Genomic DNA, 18,567 nt, shown 5'->3' with positions numbered 1-18,567 from the left:
GCGCATGAGCTCCTCCGAACCTGAGCAGCACAGCACCGCCGCACCGCTCCGGGTGGCCGTGATCGGCTCCGGCCCGGCGGGCGTCTACGCCGCCGACGCCCTGACCCGGCAGCGGCGCGTACCCGTGCGGGTCGACGTCATGGACCGCCTGCCCACGCCCTACGGGCTGGTGCGCTACGGGGTGGCCCCCGACCACACCAAGATCAAGGGCGTGGCCCGGGCGCTGCGCAGGATTCTGGAACACCCCGACGTGCGCTTCGTCGGCGGGGTCGAGTTCGGCGCCGACCTCACCCGCGCCGACCTGGCCCGCACCCACCACGCCGTCGTCTACGCCACCGGCGCCAGCGTCGACCGCCGCATGGACGTGCCGGGGGAGGACCTGCCCGGCAGCGTCGCGGCCACCGACTTCGTCAACTGGTACTGCGGGCACCCCGACACCGCCCTGGAGCGGTTCGTGCTCGACGCCGAGGAGGCCGTCGTGGTCGGGGCGGGCAACGTCGCCCTGGACGTGGTGCGCATCCTCGCCAAGACCGCCGACGAGCTCCGCCACACCGACATCCCCCAGCCGGTCCTGGACGTGCTCGCCGCCAGCCGCGTGCGCACCGTCCACCTGCTGTCGCGGCGCGGCCCCCTCCAGGCCAAGTTCACCGCGCCCGAGCTGCGCGACCTGCTCGCGCTGCCCGGCGCCGACGTCGTCGTGCGACCCGAACAGGTGGACATCGATCCCACCGCCGTGGGCACCGGCTCCCCCGAAACCCGCGACGTCGCCCGGGCCGCCCGCACCAACCTGCGGCTCCTGGCCGAACACGCCGCCCGCGGGCCCCGCGGGCGGGACCGCACCGTGCGGCTGCACTTCTGGGCCCGGCCCGTGGAGGTCCTGGGCGGGGAGGAGGGGCGCGTGAGCGGCGTGCGGGTGGAGGAGACCCGCCTGGACGCCGACGGACGTCTGACCGGGACCGGCCGGACCACCGACCTGCCCGCCGGGATGGTGCTGCGCTCGGTGGGGTACGCGGGCGTCGCGCTGCCCGGGGTGCCCTTCGACACCGAGGGGCGCACCGTCCCCCAGGAGGGCGGGCGCGTCCTGGACGCCGAGGGAGGCGCGGTCCAGGGGGACTACGTGGCCGGATGGATCAAACGGGGCGCCACCGGGGTGATCGGCACCAACAAGTCCGACGCCGCCGCGACCGTGCGCGCCCTGCTGGAGGACGCCGGGGCGCTGCGCACGGCGGCCCCGGAGCTGGTGCCGCTGGAGACCGTGCTGGACGAGCGCGGGGTGGCCCACAGCGACTACGAGGACTGGTTGCGCATCGACACAGCCGAGGCCGACCAGGCCGTGGAGCTGGACCGGGGCGAGCGGGTCAAGCTCCACGGCTGGGAGGCCTACCGCAGGGTCGTCGGCGGCTGACCGATTCAGGGCCAGCCCTCCCCGGGCCCGCGGCGGAGGCTCAGGCGACCTGGTCGGTGGCGGCGCCGTAGGTGTTGCAGCCCTCCACGGTCGCCTGCGACCAGCCCTGTTCCAGCCAGAACGCCCGGTTGCCCGCGCTGCCGTGCGTGTCCAGGTCGCCTCCGGCGTTGAAGTGCTCGTTGGCCGTGCGCAGCGCCTCCTCGTCGGCGCCGGTGATCCCGCGCAGGCCCACCCCGGCCATGCACTCGGCCTGGAGCTCGGTGCGGCGCAGCGCCTCCAGTTCGGCCTGTTCGTTCTCGGCCTTCCAGGTCATGCCGTGCGCGACGCCCAGGATGCCGGTGGCGTACTGCACGTGGTGGCCGTACTCGTGGCCCATCAGGGCGAGCCAGACCTCCTCGCGCTCGTCCGGGGGGAGCAGGGCGCCCAGGTGGCGCACGTTGGGCAGCACGACGGTGACGCGGCTCAGGTCGCTCTCGTAGTAGGCGAGCGTGTACCCGTCCTCCGGGCTGGCGTCGGGGGGGTCGGGAGAGGTCCGGGTGACGGCGAACTCGGGCAGCTCCACGGACACGCCCAGGTCCTCGAACACCGGCTCCCACAGCCTGTTCAGGCACTCCCCGGAGACGGACGCGAACTCCTCCCAGGACTCGTCGGAGTCCATGTCCAGCTCGGGGACGTCGCAGTCGACCGGTGCGGGCATGGCGACGTCGTAGAGGGGGTGGTCGACGACGTCGACCTCCACCTGGTTGGGCCGCGCCCTGAGGCGGTCGTCGTAGTGGGCGGACAGGTCGACGCCGGTGGGCTGGGGCTCCTCCTGGGGGGTGGTGGCGACGATGAGGATGCTCGCGGCCAGCGCCACGAGGGCGATCGCGGCCGCGCTCGCCGAACCGAGCAGCACGCTCGCGCCACCGCGGCGCGAGGGCCGTCCCGGCGGCTGCGTCCAGGGCGGCGCGGGCGGCTGCCAGCCCGTCCCCGGGTGGGCGGCGGGGTGTCCGCCGGGCGGGAGGGCGAAGGGGTGGGGATGCGTGTAGGCGGCCGGTGCCCGCCAGGGGTGCGGCGCGGGGACGGGGCCGGTGACGGGCGGGCCGTACCCGGCGCCCGGGTGGACGGGGTGGCCGTAGAGGGCGGCGGGGAGAACGGGGCCGTACGGCGCACCGGCCTGTGTCGCCCCCGGGGAGGGAGGAGCGGCGCGGTACGGCGGGGCGCCCGCGCCCGGTCCGGGGCGTGGGGGAGCGGGGTGTCGGGCGGTGTTCCCCGTCCGCTCCGCGTGCGGGGCCGCCGGGGCGGAGGGCGTGCTGTCCGCGCCCGGTCCGGAGTGCGGGGGAGCGGGCATGGGGGGCGTGCCGTCCGCGGTCGGTCCGGGGTGCGGGGCGGTGGGCACGCGGAGTGTGCTGTCCGCGGTCGGTCCGGGGTGCGGGGGAACGGGCGCGGAGGGGGCTCCGTCCCGCCCCTGCTCCGCCTCGCCGTGTTCCCGTCCGTCCGCCCGGGGTCCGGTGGCCTCCTCGGCACCGGGGCCGCAGACGGCGCCTCCGGTACCGGACCGCTCGGGTCTGGGGGTCTCGCCTCCGGGCCGCTCACCGCCGGATGGGTTCTCCACGGGGTCAGTCCTCGCTATCGTGCCGCAGCGTGCCGGGGTGTCGTCTCCGCCTGGAGGGCGAATCCGGCAAGAGTCGCAGAACTCCAGTATGGGGCTTAACCGGACGTACCCATGGTCGTGGGGGCGCTGCTCTCCGGCGGCCGGTAGCGAACCCCCAGGCCCGTCAGCATGTTCTGGAGCTCGGACTCGAAGAGCGGTTCCATGTCGCGCATCACGAAGTCGAGGTGCTCGAACACCTCCATGCACACCACCCCGTACAGGCGTACCCAGCACGTGCTGAGCACCATGACCGCCTCCACCGGGATGTGCGGCGCCGAGAAGCCGCAGGTGTCGGCGAAGGCGCGCAGATCGCGGGCCAGCTCCGGGGTGATGCGGTCCCCGTCGGGCAGCACGAACCTCTCCTCCGACAGAAGCCGGTCGAAGAGGGTGTAGAAGGTCGCCCCGAAGCGCCGCCCGGCCTCCACCGCCGGTGTGACGTCGGTCTCGGGGGCCAGGCGCACGCGCGGACCGAACATCGTGGCGAACTCGGCCCGGTGCCCGATCGCCCAGGCCCGGAAGGCCCGCAGCGAGGTGAGGATGCGCAGGTCGGTGTCCTCGGCGGGCACGCTGGCGTCCGCCGCGGCCACCGCGTCGCCCAGTTCCTGGAACATGTCCGCGGTGATGAGCACCAGCAGCGCGTCGATCCCCGTCACGTAGCGGTACAGCCCCGGCGCGGTCATCCCCATCTCCCGGGCGATGGCGCGCAGGGACACCCCGCCGGACCCGTGCTCGACCAGGTGCCGGCGGGCGATCCCCTTGATCTCCGCCAATGTGGCCTCGCGCACACGCTCGCGGCGGCTCGGCCCCCCTGCCACCCGGTCCAGCTGCGGTTTCGCCATCTGTTGCGCTACACCCCGTCTCGGGCGCCCGGTCGGGGCGCCGTGGTCCTCGTCGACGACGTTGACATCGTAACGCCCGCACGCTTTAGTGAACACCGTTAGCAAACACCGTTAACGGACATGGGGTCTGTTTCCTGAAAGGGCGGCGTATGCCGACACAAACGGGGCTTTTCGGTCGGCTGGGACGGGGAGTCCACCGCTGGCGCTGGGCGGTCCTCGCCGCCACCGCGGTCTTCGCCGTCTTCTCCGGGATCTGGGGCTCGGGGCTCTTCTCCGACGTCAGCGAGAGCGGGTTCGAGGATCCCGACTCCGAGTCCGCGCGGGCCACGCGCGTCCTGGAGGAGGAGCTGGGCCACGACGGCGTCGACGTCGTCGCGGTCTACCGCAGCGACGAGATCCGGGTGGACAACCCCACCTTCGCCGCGGCGGTCCAGCGTATCGCCGACGGCATGCCCGAGGACGCGGTCGCCGACTTCGACACCTACCTCGACGAGGACCTCGGCGAGACCGAGCGCGGCATGCTCGTGGCCGAGGACATGGACGCCACCTACATCCCCGTGACTCTCAGCGGGGAGACCCACGCCGATCGCCTCCACCAGTACGAGGAGGTGGCCGAGTACCTGTCCTCCAGCAACTTGGAGGTCCACCTGGGCGGCTCGGTGGCGATCGAGCACGAGCTGGCCGAGAGCGCCGAGAGCGACGTCGTCCGCGCCGAGCTCATCACCCTGCCGATCCTGCTGTTCCTGCTCGTCCTGATCTTCGGCGGCCTCGTCGCGGGCCTGGTCCCGCTCGCCGTCGGCGGCCTGGCCATCCTGGGCTCGCTGACCCTCCTGCGCGCGCTGACCCACGTCACCGAGGTGTCGGTGTTCGCGATCAACGTCGCCACCATCCTGGGCCTGGGGCTGGCGATCGACTACGGACTGTTCATGGTCAGCCGCTTCCGGGAGGAGTTGCGCCGGGGCCGCAGCATCGCCGACGCGGTGAGCCGTACGGTGGACACCGCCGGACGCACCGTGGCCTTCTCCGGCATCACCGTCGGCATCGCCTTCGCTGGCCTGCTCTTCTTCCCCCAGCCCATCCTCAAGTCGATCGGCTGGGGCGGCATCGCCGTCGTGGTCTTCGACCTGCTGGCCGCGCTGGTCTTCCTGCCCGCGCTGATGGCCGCGGTCGGGCACCGCGTCAACCGCCTGAGGCTGCCGCTGCCCCGCCGCACCGTCACCGGAGCCGTGCACGAGGGGGCCTGGTCGCGCCTGGCCCGCGTCGTCATGCGCGGCCCCGCCGTGTCCCTGGTCGCGGTCGGCGGCGTCCTGCTGGTCTTCAGCGCCGGCCTGGCCTCCACCGAACTCGGCTCCACCGACCAGCGCTACCTGCCCGCCGACTCCGGGAGCCGGATCGCCACCGAGGCGCTCTCCGACGACTTCCCCGCGGGCGGCCTGGGCACGCTCGACGTCGCGGTGGTCGGCGGCGCCGACGACGGGGCCCTGGAGGAGTACACCGAGCGCCTGGCGGGCCTGGAGGAGGCCGTGTCGGCGACGGTGGAGCGCACCGGCGAGGACGTCGCCCACGTCGTGGTCGCCTACCGGGGCGCCTCCGACTCCCCGGAGGTCGCCGACCTGGTGCGCGACGTGCGCGCCGAACCGGTTCCGGAGGGGGCGGAGGAGAGCCTGGTCGGCGGCGTGGCCGCCATGCAGCAGGACAACGTGGCGGCGATCGTCGACGCGGCGCCCATGACCGTGGGCTTCGTCGCCACGGCCACCCTGCTCCTGCTCTTCCTCGCCTTCGGTTCGATCGTCCTGCCGGTCAAGGCGGTGCTCATGGGGGCGCTGTCCCTGGGCGCCTCCCTGGGCGTGGTGGTCTGGGGCTTCCAGGAGGGCGCCTTCTCCGGGCTGCTCGGGTTCGAGGCGGTGGGCACCATCGACCCCACCTACCTGGTGCTGATCATCGTCGTGGCCTTCGGCCTGGCGATGGACTACGAGCTGTTCCTGCTCAGCCGGGTGCGCGAGGAGTACCTGCGCACCGGGGACAACACGCGCTCGGTGGCGGCGGGGCTCCAGCACACCGGCCAGATCATCACCAGCGCCGCGATCCTGCTGATGGTGGTGCTCCTGGCCATGGGCACCTCGGACCTGCTCTTCCTGAAGGTCATCGGCATCGGCCTGGCCATCGCGGTCCTGGTGGACGCCACCCTGGTGCGCGCGGTCATGGTGCCCGCCACGATGCGCCTGCTGGGCGGGGCCAACTGGTGGCTGCCCCGGCCGCTGCGCTGGCTGCACGACCGGATCGGGATCTCCGAGGGCGGCGACGAGGACGGGCCCGAACCCGCCGTGGAGCGGGACGGGCGCAGAAGGGTGCACGCGGGGGTGTGACCGCCTGTCGCGCGACCCCGTCCGGGAGCTCCCGGACGGGGTCGTTTCGCTGTCTGCGGTGCCGTGACGCGGCCGTCCGCGGGCGGAGTGCGTCGGGTGCGTGTCGCGGGGCCGTCGGTGTGCCCCGACGCCTGGGTGGCGGCGGTGGCCGACCTGTGCGACACCGCCTGGCGGACGCGGCTCTGCCGCCCGGGGTCCAGCGGCCCCTCAAGCAAATGATATGTGAAACCTATTATTGGCCATAGTGATTATCTCATGTTTTTACTGTACCGTGGCAACGAGGGAACGCGCGGTGGCGGACGGGGGACTCCGGCCGCCACCGACGGCCCCGCGCGCCCGCAAACGAAGGGGGTGACACGATGCCCGACGCGCTGACCAGGCTGACCACGCGCGACCCCTGGTGGGTCCTGGCCGTCCCGCTGGCGGCGGTCGGGTCGGCCGCGTGGACGGAGCGGCACGCCCCCACCACCTCCTGACCCTGGAAGGCGGGACCACCATGGCCACGTCCCCGACGACCACCTCACCCCCCGGCCGCCAGGGGGCGCCACCGGGAAGGCCCCCGCTCCTGGTCCGGCTCGGCGACGGGCTGGCCCGCCGCCCGGGCCGGGTGATCCTGGCCGGCGTCGCGCTGGTGCTGGTCGCCCTGGCCCTGGCGGCGGGCACCATGGACCGGCTGCTGCTCAGCCGCTTCGAGAGCCCCGGATCGGAGTCGCTGCGCGTCGAACAGCAGCTGGAGGAGGGCTTCGGCACCGGCAAGCACCACTTCCTCCTGCTCGTCACCGCCCAGCGGGGCACCGTGGACGACCCCGGGGTCGTCGAGGCCGCCACCGCCCTGGAACGGGATCTGGCCTCACGCGAGGGCGTCGCCGAGACCGCCTCCTACTGGGGGCGCGGCGGGTCCCCGGCGATGCGCTCCGAGGACGGCACCCAGGCGCTGATCACCGTGCGCATGGAGGGCACGGTCACCGAGGCGCGCACCGCGCTCGGCGGGATCTCGCCGGACTTCACCCGCGACGACGAGGTCATCCGGGTCGAGGTCGGCGGCGGCGACGAGGTCTTCCGCCAGGCCGCCGAGCAGGCGCAGGCCGACTTCCTGCTCGCCGAGGCCATCGTCTTCCCGCTGGTGTTCGTGCTCCTGCTCGTCCTCTACCGCAGGATCTCGGTGGCGGCGCTGACCCTGGGCATGGGCCTGCTCTCCGTGGTCACCACGCTCGCCCTGCTGCGCGGGGTCACCTACCTCACCGACGTGTCCACCTTCGCCGCCAACCTCACCCTGGTCATGGGCGTGGGCCTGGGCGTGGACTACGGCCTGTTCGTCATCAACCGCTTCCGCGAGGAGCTGGCCCGGGGCAGGCGGGTCCCCGAGGCGGTCTCCCTGGCCGTCTCCAAGGCCGGGCGCACCGTCCTGTTCAGCGGACTGACGGTCGCGGTGGCCCTGTCCTGCCTGATGCTCTTCCCCTTCCCCTTCCTCCAGTCCTTCGCCTACGCGGGCGTGGGAACCGTGCTGACCTCGGTGTTCGCCGCGCTGGTCATCCTGCCCGCGGCTCTGGCCAAGGTCGGGCACCGGGTCCGGCCCAAGCGCGAGCCCGACCCCGACAGCGGCTGGTGGCACTCCACCGCGCTGCGGATGATGCGCCGCCCGCTGCTGTGGGGCCTGCCCGCGCTCGCGGTGGTCCTGGTGCTGGCGGCGCCCGCGGTGGGGCTCGACTTCGGCCTGCCCGACGCGCGCGTGCTGCCGCAGGGGGCCTCCAGCCGCGACGTGCAGGACCAGATCGGCGCGAACTTCGTCCAGGAGGAGATGGACGCCGTCCAGGTGCTGGTGGACGTACCCGGCAGGGAGGCCGAGGCCGACGTCATCAGCGCCTACGCCGCCGACCTGTCGCGGGTGGAGGGCGTCTACCAGGTGGACGCGCTCACCGGGCGCTTCAGCGGCGGGGAGCGGACCGACGGGGCCGAACCGCGGGCACAGGAGCGGTTCGGGTCGGCGGAGCGGACGTGGCTGTCCGTGGTGCCCACCGCCGGGGCCCTGGAGGACGTCGAGGACCTCATCGACCGGGTCCGGGACGTGCCCGCGCCCGGTGAGACCCGGATCGGCGGTTACCCGGCCGACCTGACCGATTTCCGCGAGGCCCTGCTGGGGCAGGTGCCGCTGGTGTTCGGCCTCATCCTCGCCATCACCTTCGTCATCCTGTTCCTCATGACCGGGAGCATCCTGCTGCCCGCCAAGGCGATCGTGCTCAACGTGCTCAGCCTCGCGGTGATGTTCGGCGTGATGGTGTGGATCTTCCAGGAGGGGAACCTGTCCGGGCTGCTGGGCTTCACCGCCAACGGCACCCTGGAGACGACGTTCCCCATCCTGATGTTCTGCATCGCCTTCGGGCTGTCCATGGACTACGAGGTGTTCATGATGTCCCGGATCAAGGAGGAGTACGACCTGACCGGGGACAACACCCGCGCGGTCGCGGCCGGACTCCAGCGCAGCGGCCCCCTGGTCACGGCGGCGGCCGTCATCCTGGCCGCCTCCTTCGCCGCCTACGCCGTCTCCGACGTGCTGTACCTGATGATGCTGGCGGTCGGTATGGCGGTGGTGATCCTGGTGGACGCCACCCTCATCCGCGGCGTGCTGGTACCGGTGTTCATGCGGCTGGCCGGACGGGCCAACTGGTGGGCCCCGGCGCCGCTCAAGCGCGTGCACGCCCGCTTCGGCGTCTCCGAGTGACCCGGGGTTCCGGTGCCGGGGGCGGCGGCCCCCGGCACCGGAACCTCACTCGTACTTGGTCAGCCGGGGGTGTTCGGTGAGCAGGCGGCCCGACAGCTCGTGCAGGAGGGCCACCTCGCTCCCGGACAGGGTGGCGAAGAACTCCGACTCCGCCCGGGCCACCGCGTCGCGGGCCTCCCCCAGCAGCGTCCTCGCCTTGTCCGTGGGCGTCACGATGTAGCGCCTGCGGTCCCTGGGGTTGCGCTCGCGCCTGGCCAGCCCCTGCTCCTCCAGGTCGTCGATCAGCCCCACCATCACGTTCGGATCCACACCCAGCACACGGCTCAGCTCCTTCTGCGAGAGATGGGGCATCGCCTCCGCGGCGGAGAGCACGTGGAACTGCCGGGAGGTGATCTGCTGGGGCCCGAAGACCGCCGAGGTGGTCGCCTGGACCAGTTCGCCCAGCTTGATCAGTCGAAAACCGGTCGTGTGCCACATGGGGGTGTCCCATCCGGGTGCGTTCTCCACGCCTCGGCCCCCTCTCCAGTGCTTCTACTCATCAGATGATCATAGAACTCTATGGTTGGGGTGTGAAACGATACGCAAGTCCACGCCACACCGCTCCCCGGGCGGAGCAGGTCCGTGGTGACCGGAGCGACCGGTCTCCTCGGCGGCGACATCGTGCGCCTGCTGCCCGGCCCCGGCCAGGAGGTCGTCGCCCTGGCCCGCGGCACCGACCGCGCCTGACGCCTGCCGTCCGACGACCCCCGCCTGCGTCTGGTCGCCGGGCCCACCTCCGCCGGACGGCTCTTCCCGGGCGTGGTCCGGCAGCACGGCATGCTCTCGACGGGCGCGGTGCGGGCCTCCGCGCGCCGCTGAGCACGAGGGACGGGCCCGGCTTCCGGGGGGAAGCCGGGCCCGTCACGGTTCTCAGGTCACTCGGCGAAGAGTTCGTCGATGTGGGTGACGCTGATGGTCCGGTCGAGCCAGGTGTCGAGCTGGTCGTGGTCGCGGCATGCGCTGATGCGCTCGCGTGCCTCCTGTGGTACGTCGACACCGCGCAGGGTGAGCAGACGGAGGATGTCCTCGGCCCTGCTCTCTGCCTTGAGGCTCTCGGTCCAGTCGCTGCTGTACCTGTAGGTCTCCGTCTTCAACAGTTCCTCCAGAAGCCTTTGCCCGTGGCGTCCGAGCAGGAGCAGTGTGTGTTCAGTGTATTTCCTGGCCTCCTCCGGGGCGATGAAGCTCAGGCCGTCATGCAGAGCTCGTAGTACCCGCGGATCACCGTCGCCATGGGTGATCGCTGACAGAACCCCCAAGGCTGCTCTGCGACCGACTTCCTCCGGGTCTGTGATAACCGGAATCTGGTCGGGCCCCACGACGATCGGATGCAGTGTCCATCCGGGGTGGCCCATGGCGATCGGTTCGGCGCACCATGCGGCGGTCGCCCTGTTGGGGCAGACCACCATGAGTGCGACAGGGCACTCCAACCGTGCCCGTAGCGTGGCCAGGTACTCCGGCCACGTGAATCTCTTGCGGTCGGACTCCTTGCGTTGGACCTCCAGCACGATGCCCAAGCGGCTCTCACTGTGCCCGGACAGGGGGTGTGGGCCCCTTAGTTCGAGGACGCCGTCGGCTCTGCGCTCGGTCGGCTGGACATTGCCCAGGTCGCAGGAGACCCTTTCGACGCTGGTGTACTCGGGGACGGACATGCCCAGATTTCTCAAGAAACCGATGGTCAGTTCGGGTTCCTCGACGAACAGGTCGGTGTAGATCTGGTGTTCAGCGGATATTGCCACGAGGCAGGCGTTACACAGGGTTACCAGCAAGTATGTACGAGTAGTCGTTATGTGGTGACTTTTCGTGTTCGCCCACTTCGGGCAGGGGAAGACGCGGTGCCGAGACGACCCCGCAGGGAGGGCCGAACATGTCCGAGAAGCAGAGCAGACCGCTGGTCCTGCACGTGGGGCACGACGAACTCGTCGTCCGGCGCCGCTACGAGGCCGCGAGCATCGTCAACGACATCCTCATCGCCCTGTGGTTCATCGCCGGAAGCATCATGTTCTTCTCCGAGGCCTGGACCACCGCGGGCACCTGGTGCTTCCTCGTCGGCAGTGTCGAGCTGCTGATCCGCCCGGTGATCCGGCTGGGCAGGCAGCTGCACATCCGGCGCGTGCGCTCCTCCAGCCCCGGCTCGACCGGGGAGGAGTCCTCCCAGGACTTCTGACCCGGACACGCGACGGCGGGCCCGGCATCCGCTGCCGGGCCCGCCGCGGGGTTGCGCGAAGGCTAGAACGCCTTCGGGTCGCCCTCGTGGAACCGCTTGCCGTTCACGGCCTCCGACACCCCGACCCTGTCCAGGTAGGGGGTGATGCCGCCGGTGTGGAACGGCCAGCCCGCACCGGTGATCAGGCACAGGTCGATGTCGGCGGCCTCGGCCACGACGCCCTCGTCCAGCATGATCCGGATCTCCCGGGCCAGCGCGCGCAGCGCCCGGTCCAGGATCTCGCTCTCCTCGGACGGCTTGTCGCCGCCCACGAGCAGCGCGCGGACCTCGGGGTCGATGCTGAAGTCGGGGGCGTAGATCGCCGTCTTGCCCGCCTTCACGATCTCGGCCAGCTCGGCCGAGACCGCGAAGCGCTCGGGGAAGGCCTCGTGCAGGGTCTCGGACACGTGCAGCGCGACCGCCGGGCCCACCAGCTGGAGCAGCAGCAGCGGCGACATCGGCAGGCCCAGGGGCGCCACCGCGCGGTCGGCCGTCTCGGGCTCGGTACCCTCGCCGACGGCGCCCAGGACCTCGCCCATGAACAGGGTGAGCAGGCGGTTGACCACGAACGCCGGGGCGTCCTTGCACAGCACCGCGGTCTTCTTCAGCTTCTTGGCGGTGGCGAAGGCCGTGGCCAGGGCGGCCTCGTCGGTCGCCTCGCCGCGGACGATCTCCAGCAGCGGCAGGACCGCGACCGGGTTGAAGAAGTGGAAGCCCACGACCCGCTCGGGGTGCCGGAGCTTGGACGCCATCTCGGTGATCGACAGCGAGGAGGTGTTGGTGGCCAGGACGGCCTCGGGGGAGACCACGGCCTCCACCTCGGCGAACACCTGCTGCTTGACCTCCATCTTCTCGAACACGGCCTCGATGACGAAGTCGGCGTCGGAGAAGGCGTCCTTGGTCAGCGAGCCGGTCACCAGGGCCTTGAGGTGGTTGGCCTTGTCGTTGTTGACCCGGCCCTTCCTCAGGAGCTTGTCCACCTCGCCGTGCACGTAGGCCACGCCCCTGTCCAGGCGCTCCTGGTCCAGGTCGGTCATGACGACCGGCACGTCCAGGCGGCGGGCGAACAGCAGCGCCAGCTGTCCGGCCATCAGACCGGCGCCGACGACGCCGACCTTGGTGACCTTGCGGGCCAGCGACTTGTCGGGGGCTCCCGCGGGGCGCTTGGCGCGCTTTTGCACCAGGTCGAACGCGTACAGGCCCGCCCTGAGCTCGTCGCTCATGATCAGGTCGGCCAGCGCGTCGTCCTCGGCCGCGAAGCCCTCGTCGCGCGTGCGGGTCTTCGCCTGGGCGACCAGTTCGACCGCGCGGGCCGGGGCCGGGGCGGCGCCGTGCAGTTTGCCCTCGACGGTGAACCGGGCCATGTTGACCGCGTTGTCCCAGGCCTCGCCCTTGTCGACCTCGGGGCGCTCGACCACGACGTCGCCCTTGACGACCCTGGCGGCCCAGCGCAGCGACTCCTCGACGAAGTCGGCGGGCTCGAACATCGCGTCGGCGATGCCCATCTCGAAGGCCTGCGTGCCCTTGAGCACCTTGTTCTGGGCGAGCGGGTTGTCGATGATGACCTTGAGGGCCTTCTCGGCGCCGATCAGGTTCGGCAGCAGGTAGGTGCCGCCCCAGCCGGGTACCAGGCCCAGGAAGGTCTCCGGCAGCGACAGCGCCGGGACGCCCGAGGAGATGGTGCGGTAGGTGCAGTGCAGCGCCACCTCGACGCCGCCGCCCATGGCCGCGCCGTTGACCAGCGCGAAGGTGGGCACGTCCAGCTCGCCGAGCTTGCGGAACACGTCGTGGCCCAGCTTGCCGATGGCGTGCGCCTGCTCGCGGTTCTGGAGGGCGGGGACGCCGGTCAGGTCCGCGCCCACGGCGAAGATGAACGGCTTGCCGGTGACGGCCACGGCCACGATGTCGGTGCGCGCCCTGGCGGCCTCGATCGCCGCGTCCAGGCTGAGCAGTCCGCCGGGGCCGAAGGTGTTGGGCTTGGTGTGGTCGTGCCCGTTGTCCAGGGTGATCAGGACCGCGGTGCCCGCGCCGTAGGGGAGTTCGACGTCGCGGGAGAGGGCGTTGGTGACGACCTCGTCGCTGAACAGTTCCGAAATAGGACTGTGACGCGAAGCGTCTCCGTTGAGGGTGGTGGCGGGCGACGGGTGGGACTGGTCGATGGGCATGCTCACTTGCCCCCCTCGTAGTTGGTGTTCTCCCACAGGACGGTTCCGCCCATGCCCATGCCGACGCACATGGTGGTCAGGCCGTAGCGGACGTCGGGGCGCTCGGCGAACTGGCGCGCGAGCTGCATCATCAGGCGCACACCCGAGGAGGCCAGCGGGTGGCCGAGGGCGATGGCGCCGCCCCAGGGGTTGACGCGGGCGTCGTCGTCGGCGAGGCCGAAGTGCTCCAGGAAGGCCAGCACCTGCACGGCGAAGGCCTCGTTGATCTCGATCAGGCCGATGTCGTCCATCGAGATGCCCTGGCGGGCGAACAGCTTCTCGGTGGCCGGGACCGGGCCCACGCCCATGACCTCGGGCTCCACTCCGGCGAAGGAGAAGTCGACCAGGCGCATCCTGGCGTCCAGCCCCAGTTCCCCGGCCACGTCCTCGGCGGCCAGGATGGCGCCGGTGGCGCCGTCGTTGAGACCGGCGGCGTTGCCGGGCGTCACGTTGCCGTGCGCGCGGAACGGGGTCTTGAGGGAGGCCAGCGTCTCCATGGTGGTGCCGGGCCGGGGCGGCTCGTCCTGGGTGGCCAGGCCGTAGCCCTTCTCCAGGGAGCGGACCAGGACCTCGACCAGGTCGGGCTGGATCCGGCCGTCGGCGTAGGCCTTGGCGACCTTCTCCTGGCTGCGCACCGCGTAGGCGTCGGCCCGCTCCTTGGTGATGGAGGGGTAGCGGTCGTGCAGGTTCTCGGCGGTGTTGCCCATGACCAGCGCGGACGGGTCCACGAGCTTCTCGGAGAGGAAGCGCGGGTTGGGGTCGACGCCCTCGCCCATGGGGTGGCGGCCCATGTGCTCGACTCCGCCCGCGATGACCACGTCGTAGGCGCCGAAGGCGATGCCCGCGCCGGAGGTGGTGACGGCCGTGAGCGCACCGGCGCACATGCGGTCGATGGCGTAGCCGGGGACGCTGCGGGGCAGTCCGGCGAGGATCGCGGCGCTGCGCCCGATCGTCAGGCCCTGGTCGCCGATCTGGGTGGTGGCGGCGATGGCGACCTCGTCGACGCGCTCGGGGGGCAGCCCCGGGTTGCGGCGCATCAGTTCGCGGATCACGCGTACGACGAGGTCGTCGGCGCGCGTCTCGGCGTAGAGGCCCTTGCCTGACTTGCCGAACGGGGTGCGGACCCCGTCGACAAACACGACATCGCGGGCAGTTCGCGGCACGATGGCCCCTCCTTCTCCAAGGGTGGATGGACTCGTCGACCCCCATGCTACTCGTCAGTAACAACTTCTGCGAGCAGTGGAGCCCCCCGACTTCGGTCAGGGGCGGAAGTCAGGGGCGATCTCCGACTTTCGGCGGTGGCACCGCCCGCCCCGCGCGCGGTTTGCCGATCGGACGTTCCACCACGGAACACAGCGAACCACAGCGGGCGGCGCGAAGACGCCGTGCGAGGGCATCGGGGGCCCACGTGTCAGATCCGGGCGTGCGCGACGCCGACCACGCCGCGGCACCGGACGCCGAGCCCAAGGCGTCCCCGCGCCGCCTGGGGGAGTACGCCCGCCCCCACGGGCGGGTGCTCGTCCTGGGCGGGGCGCTCACCTTCCTGGGCGGCCTCACCAGCCTGTCCCAGCCCCTCCTGGCCAAGTAGGTCATCGACGCCCTCGGCGCGGGGGCCCATCCTCGGACCGGTCCTGGCCCTGACCGCCGTCATCCTCGGCGGCGCCCTCATCGGCTCCCTGGGCGCCTTCCTGCTGGAGCGCACCGGCCAGAGCGTCGTGCTCGGCGTGCGCCGGGCCTGGTGGGCCGACTGGTCCGACCGCGCGTGGCCGAGGTCGACCGCCTCAAGCCCGGCGACCCGGTGGCCCGCCTGACCGCGGACACCACCCCGCTGCGCACGGTCGCCACCAGCGGCATCACCGACCTGTTCACCGGCTCGGTGCTCCTGGTGGGCGGCGTCGTGGCCATGGCCGCCCTCGACGGCCTCCTGTTCCTGCTGGCCGCCGCGATGATCGTCATGGTCGGCCCGGTCATGGGCGTGATCCTGCCCCGGATCGGCACCGCCACCCAGGCGGCCCGGGCCGCGCTCGGCGAGATGGGTTCGCGCCTGGAGCGGACCTTCGGCGCCTTCCGCACCGTCAAGGCCTCCTCTGCGGAGGAGGCGGAGACCGCCCGCCTGGACGCCGCCGCGGTCGAGTCCTGGCGCAGGGGCTTGACGATCTCCGGAGGGGAGCGCCAGCGGGTGGCCATCGCCCGCGCCCTGCCGCGCGGCCCCCGGCTGCTGCTCATGGACGAGGCGACCTCCCAACTGGACGCCGCCAACGAGAGGGGCCTCAAGGAGATCATGCTGGACGCGGCCCGCCACACCAACGTCATCGTCGTGGCGCACCGGCCGTCCACGGTCACCAGCGCCGACCGGATCGTGGTCATGGACGCCGGACGGGTGCGCGCCGTGGGCACCCACGAGGAGCTGGTGGCCGCCGACGACCTCTACCGCGACCCCGCCGCCGGGCAGCTGCTCACCGCCGAGGCCCCCTGGACACGCCGGGGGGCCGGGGTCGCGCGACCCCGGCCCCTCCGAGGCCGTCTCACCGGATCAGGCGCTCTGCGCGCGCCGCCCTCCCGCCATCGCCCGCGGACCGATCGACGGGGACGACGGTCGTCCCCGTCGCGCCGTCCCCGCCCTGCAAGGCGCGGCCGCTCACAGCAGCGCGTTGGCCTCGCGGTACCGGCCCGCGGCGTTGTAGGCGCCCGCCAGGTCGCGGCGCAGCCGCAGCGTCAGCCGCCGCACCTCCGGGTCGCCGGAGGAGTTCAGCGCCACCCGGTAGGCGTCGCGCAGCACCTCCACCGCCTCGTCGGAGCGTCCCGCCTGCGTGTAGGCGCGGCCCAGGCGGTGGTGCACCGTCAGGGTGTCCAGGTGCCCCTTGCCCAGGCGGCGCCGCCGCCCGGCCAGCACCATCCGCAGCTGCCCGATCGCGTCCTCGTAGCGCCCGGACATGCTCTGCGCCGCGCTCAGCCCCAGCCGCAGCTCCTCACGGCGCTCGGTGGAGGCCACGTCCTCGATGGCCCGCTCGTAGTGCACCACGGCCGCGTCCAGGCGGCCGCTGCGCCGGTAGCAGACCGCCAGGCGCATGCGCGCCTCCACGGTGTCCTCGTCGGCCGAGCCGAACTGGCGCTCGCGCTCGCGCAGCAGCATCTCCCACTGCCCCGCGGCGTCCGCCGGACGACCGGCGTCCTCGTAGGCCCAGGCCAGGTTCTCGCGGATGATCTCGGTGCGCGGGTGCTCCTCGCCGAAGACCGCCACCGCCTCGGCCAGGGTCAGCTCGAACTGCTGCACCGCGGCCTGTCGGCGCCCCATCTGCGCGTACTTGGTCGCCAGGTTGTTGCGCGCGGTGATCGTGTCCGGGTGCTCGGTACCCAGTCGCTCCACCAGCGAACGCAGCGTCCGCTCCAGGGAGGCGGCCCGCATCCCGGCGGTGGGGGCGGGGGCATGGGCCACCCCGGAGGTCGTCCGCGCCGCCTCCTCGCGCGCCCCGGTCAGGGCCAGCGGCTCGGTGGGCGCACCGCTCGCCGGCGCGGGGCTCGGCACGGAGACCCCGGTCGGCCGTTCCGCCGGCTTCTCCACGGGTTGCTCCGCGCGCGCAGGCACGGTGGTATCGGCGGACCGGGTCCTGGTCGCGCCCTTGAGTCCGGTCTCGCGCAGCAACGCACGCCAGAACGACAGCACAATCACCACATTCCCCTGATCGCGCACCGCGGCCCCAGGCCTGCGGCGTAACACCCGTTGGACAACCCGTACCCAGAAAGCGCCAGGGCACGTTTCTATAACTTAATCGGACACCGGGCTACGGAACAGGCACCAAACGCCCTGAGGGCACAGTGAGTTCGCTCACTCCTGGGTTGATCGTGACAGAACGGGGTAAAACGCTACGCCTGATCGGCCGTCCGCAACGCTGTGGCCAGGGGTTCCGCGGTCAGGGTGACCTGCCACTCACGGGCTCCGCGCTCACGCAGGAACGCGCCCACCGCGTCGGGGTCCACCGCCCGCGGCGGCGCCCACGCCAGGCGGCGCACCGTGTCCGGCAGCAGCAGGTTCTCGGTCGGCATGACGACGTCCTCGGCGATCCCCGTGACCGTGGCCCGGGCCGCCTCCAGCCGCCGCGCCGCCTCCGGCGCCCGGTCGCCCCACCGGTTCACCGGCGGCGGGCCGTCGCCCGGCGCGTTGGGCCGGGGCAGCTCCGCCTGCGGCATGTCGCGCGCCCGGTTGACCGCCTTTATCCACGTGGTCAGGTAGCGCCGCGCCAGCTTGATACCGAACTGCCGGATCTTGGCCAGCTCGGTGGTGGTGCGCGGCATGGCGGTGGCCGCCTCCACGATCGCCGCGTCCGGCAGCACCCGGCCGGGCGAGATGTCCCGCTCCTGGGCGATGCGGTCGCGCTCGTACCAGAGCTCGCGCACGGCGGCCAGGGCGCGCTGGTTGCGCACCCGGTGGATGCCCGAGGTGCGCCGCCAGGGGTCGGTACGCGGTTCCTTGGGCGGCGCGGACAGGACCGCGGCGAACTCCTCACGCGCCCATTCGAGCTTGCCGGTCTCCTCCAGTTCGACCTCCAGGGAGTCCCGCAGGTCGATGAGGATCTCCACGTCCAGCGCCGCGTAGCGCAGCCAGTCCTCCGGCAGCGGGCGCTGGGACCAGTCCACGGCCGAGTGCTCCTTGGCCAGCCGCAGGTGGAGCAGCCGCTCCACCATGAATCCCAGGCCGACCCGCTGGTAGCCCAGCAGCCGCCCGGCCAGTTCGGTGTCGAACAGGCTCCGGGGGCGCAGGTTGATCTCGCTCAGGCAGGGCAGGTCCTGGTGCGCGGCGTGCAGCACCACCTCGGCGTCGCCCACGGCGTCGTTGAGCGCGCTCAGGTCCGGGCAGGCGATGGGGTCGATCAGCGCCGACCCCGCTCCCTCGCGGCGCAGCTGGACCAGGTAGGCGCGCTGCCCGTACCGGTACCCGGAGGCGCGTTCGGCGTCCACCGCGACGGGGCCGGTCCCGGCGGAGAGCGCGGCGACCACACCGGCCAGCGCGTCGGCGTCGGAGGTGACCTCGGGCAGGCCCTCGCGAGGTTCCCGCAGAAGGGGGGCCCTCTCGGCGTCGTCGTCGTTGCCTGGTTCGCGGGGTTCTGTCTTGGAGTTCAACGCGTTCGCCACACCACTACGGTATGCGCTGTCGCCACCGG

13 protein-coding genes and 1 pseudogene are annotated in these 18,567 nt (G+C 72.3%); 6 read left to right on the top strand and 8 right to left on the bottom strand.

The annotated features are described in order from the left end of the window. Positions 1 to 4: 4 nt before the first annotated feature. Positions 5 to 1,405 (top strand): FAD-dependent oxidoreductase, encoded by a 1,401-nt coding sequence (locus NDAS_RS14035; protein ID WP_041552772.1) that lies wholly within the window; start codon positions 5 to 7, stop codon positions 1,403 to 1,405. A gap of 40 nt (positions 1,406 to 1,445) precedes the next feature. Here the strand turns inward: NDAS_RS14035 and NDAS_RS29325 are convergent, their stop codons facing one another. Together NDAS_RS29325 and NDAS_RS14025 are read right to left on the bottom strand one after the other, a co-directional pair. Next, on the bottom strand, positions 1,446 to 2,300 hold the full coding sequence (locus NDAS_RS29325) for a neutral zinc metallopeptidase (protein WP_232051679.1): 855 nt from the start codon (positions 2,298 to 2,300) through the stop codon (positions 1,446 to 1,448). A gap of 794 nt (positions 2,301 to 3,094) precedes the next feature. Then, positions 3,095 to 3,877, bottom strand: a complete 783-nt coding sequence (locus tag NDAS_RS14025; protein WP_013153863.1) for a TetR/AcrR family transcriptional regulator — start codon at positions 3,875 to 3,877, stop codon at positions 3,095 to 3,097. A gap of 149 nt (positions 3,878 to 4,026) precedes the next feature. Here NDAS_RS14025 and NDAS_RS14020 point away from each other — a divergent pair, with 149 nt between their 5' ends. Then, a complete protein-coding gene (locus tag NDAS_RS14020) occupies positions 4,027 to 6,243 on the top strand; it encodes an MMPL family transporter (protein WP_013153862.1) in 2,217 nt (738 codons plus the stop codon). Positions 6,244 to 6,739: 496 nt separating this feature from the next. Next, the gene (locus NDAS_RS14015) at positions 6,740 to 8,962 is read left to right on the top strand and encodes an MMPL family transporter (protein WP_013153860.1); all 2,223 of its coding nucleotides are present in this window, start codon (positions 6,740 to 6,742) and stop codon (positions 8,960 to 8,962) included. A gap of 45 nt (positions 8,963 to 9,007) precedes the next feature. Here NDAS_RS14015 and NDAS_RS14010 read toward each other — a convergent pair whose 3' ends face one another. Then, positions 9,008 to 9,469, bottom strand: coding sequence for a MarR family winged helix-turn-helix transcriptional regulator (locus NDAS_RS14010; RefSeq protein WP_013153859.1), 462 nt, complete (start codon positions 9,467 to 9,469; stop codon positions 9,008 to 9,010). A 407-nt stretch (positions 9,470 to 9,876) separates the two neighbouring features. Continuing rightward, positions 9,877 to 10,767, bottom strand: coding sequence for a hypothetical protein (locus tag NDAS_RS14005; RefSeq protein ID WP_013153857.1), 891 nt, complete (start codon positions 10,765 to 10,767; stop codon positions 9,877 to 9,879). A gap of 98 nt (positions 10,768 to 10,865) precedes the next feature. On the opposite strand from NDAS_RS14005, the gene NDAS_RS14000 reads away from it, so the two are divergent. Then, positions 10,866 to 11,165 (top strand): YrhK family protein, encoded by a 300-nt coding sequence (locus tag NDAS_RS14000; protein ID WP_013153856.1) that lies wholly within the window; start codon positions 10,866 to 10,868, stop codon positions 11,163 to 11,165. A 62-nt stretch (positions 11,166 to 11,227) separates the two neighbouring features. Here the strand turns inward: NDAS_RS14000 and NDAS_RS13995 are convergent, their stop codons facing one another. Beyond that, on the bottom strand, positions 11,228 to 13,369 hold the full coding sequence (locus NDAS_RS13995; protein ID WP_013153855.1) for a 3-hydroxyacyl-CoA dehydrogenase NAD-binding domain-containing protein: 2,142 nt from the start codon (positions 13,367 to 13,369) through the stop codon (positions 11,228 to 11,230). 2 nt (positions 13,370 to 13,371) lie between these two features. Beyond that, a complete protein-coding gene (locus tag NDAS_RS13990) occupies positions 13,372 to 14,571 on the bottom strand; it encodes a thiolase family protein (RefSeq protein WP_013153854.1) in 1,200 nt (399 codons plus the stop codon). Between the two features lie 260 nt (positions 14,572 to 14,831). Between NDAS_RS13990 and NDAS_RS29750 the strand changes: the two genes are divergently transcribed. Both NDAS_RS29750 and NDAS_RS29745 read left to right on the top strand, forming a co-directional pair. Continuing rightward, positions 14,832 to 14,996 carry a hypothetical protein gene (locus NDAS_RS29750; protein ID WP_435827667.1) on the top strand — a complete coding sequence of 55 codons (165 nt, stop codon included), beginning with the start codon at positions 14,832 to 14,834 and terminating at the stop codon, positions 14,994 to 14,996. 150 nt (positions 14,997 to 15,146) lie between these two features. Then, a pseudogene (locus NDAS_RS29745) lies at positions 15,147 to 15,638 on the top strand (ABC transporter transmembrane domain-containing protein); the annotation flags it as partial. A 408-nt stretch (positions 15,639 to 16,046) separates the two neighbouring features. On the opposite strand, the gene NDAS_RS13980 reads toward NDAS_RS29745, so the two are convergent. Together NDAS_RS13980 and NDAS_RS13975 are read right to left on the bottom strand one after the other, a co-directional pair. Next, on the bottom strand, positions 16,047 to 17,072 hold the full coding sequence (locus NDAS_RS13980; protein ID WP_086000758.1) for a tetratricopeptide repeat protein: 1,026 nt from the start codon (positions 17,070 to 17,072) through the stop codon (positions 16,047 to 16,049). A 200-nt stretch (positions 17,073 to 17,272) separates the two neighbouring features. Beyond that, positions 17,273 to 18,526 carry a ribonuclease D gene (locus tag NDAS_RS13975; protein ID WP_041552771.1) on the bottom strand — a complete coding sequence of 418 codons (1,254 nt, stop codon included), beginning with the start codon at positions 18,524 to 18,526 and terminating at the stop codon, positions 17,273 to 17,275. Positions 18,527 to 18,567 lie beyond the last annotated feature (41 nt).

Source organism: Nocardiopsis dassonvillei subsp. dassonvillei DSM 43111, assembly GCF_000092985.1.
Taxonomy (GTDB): Bacteria; Actinomycetota; Actinomycetes; order Streptosporangiales; family Streptosporangiaceae; genus Nocardiopsis; species Nocardiopsis dassonvillei.
Note: the sequence above shows the minus strand (reverse complement) of the source record. Positions and strands in the feature narration are given on the sequence as shown.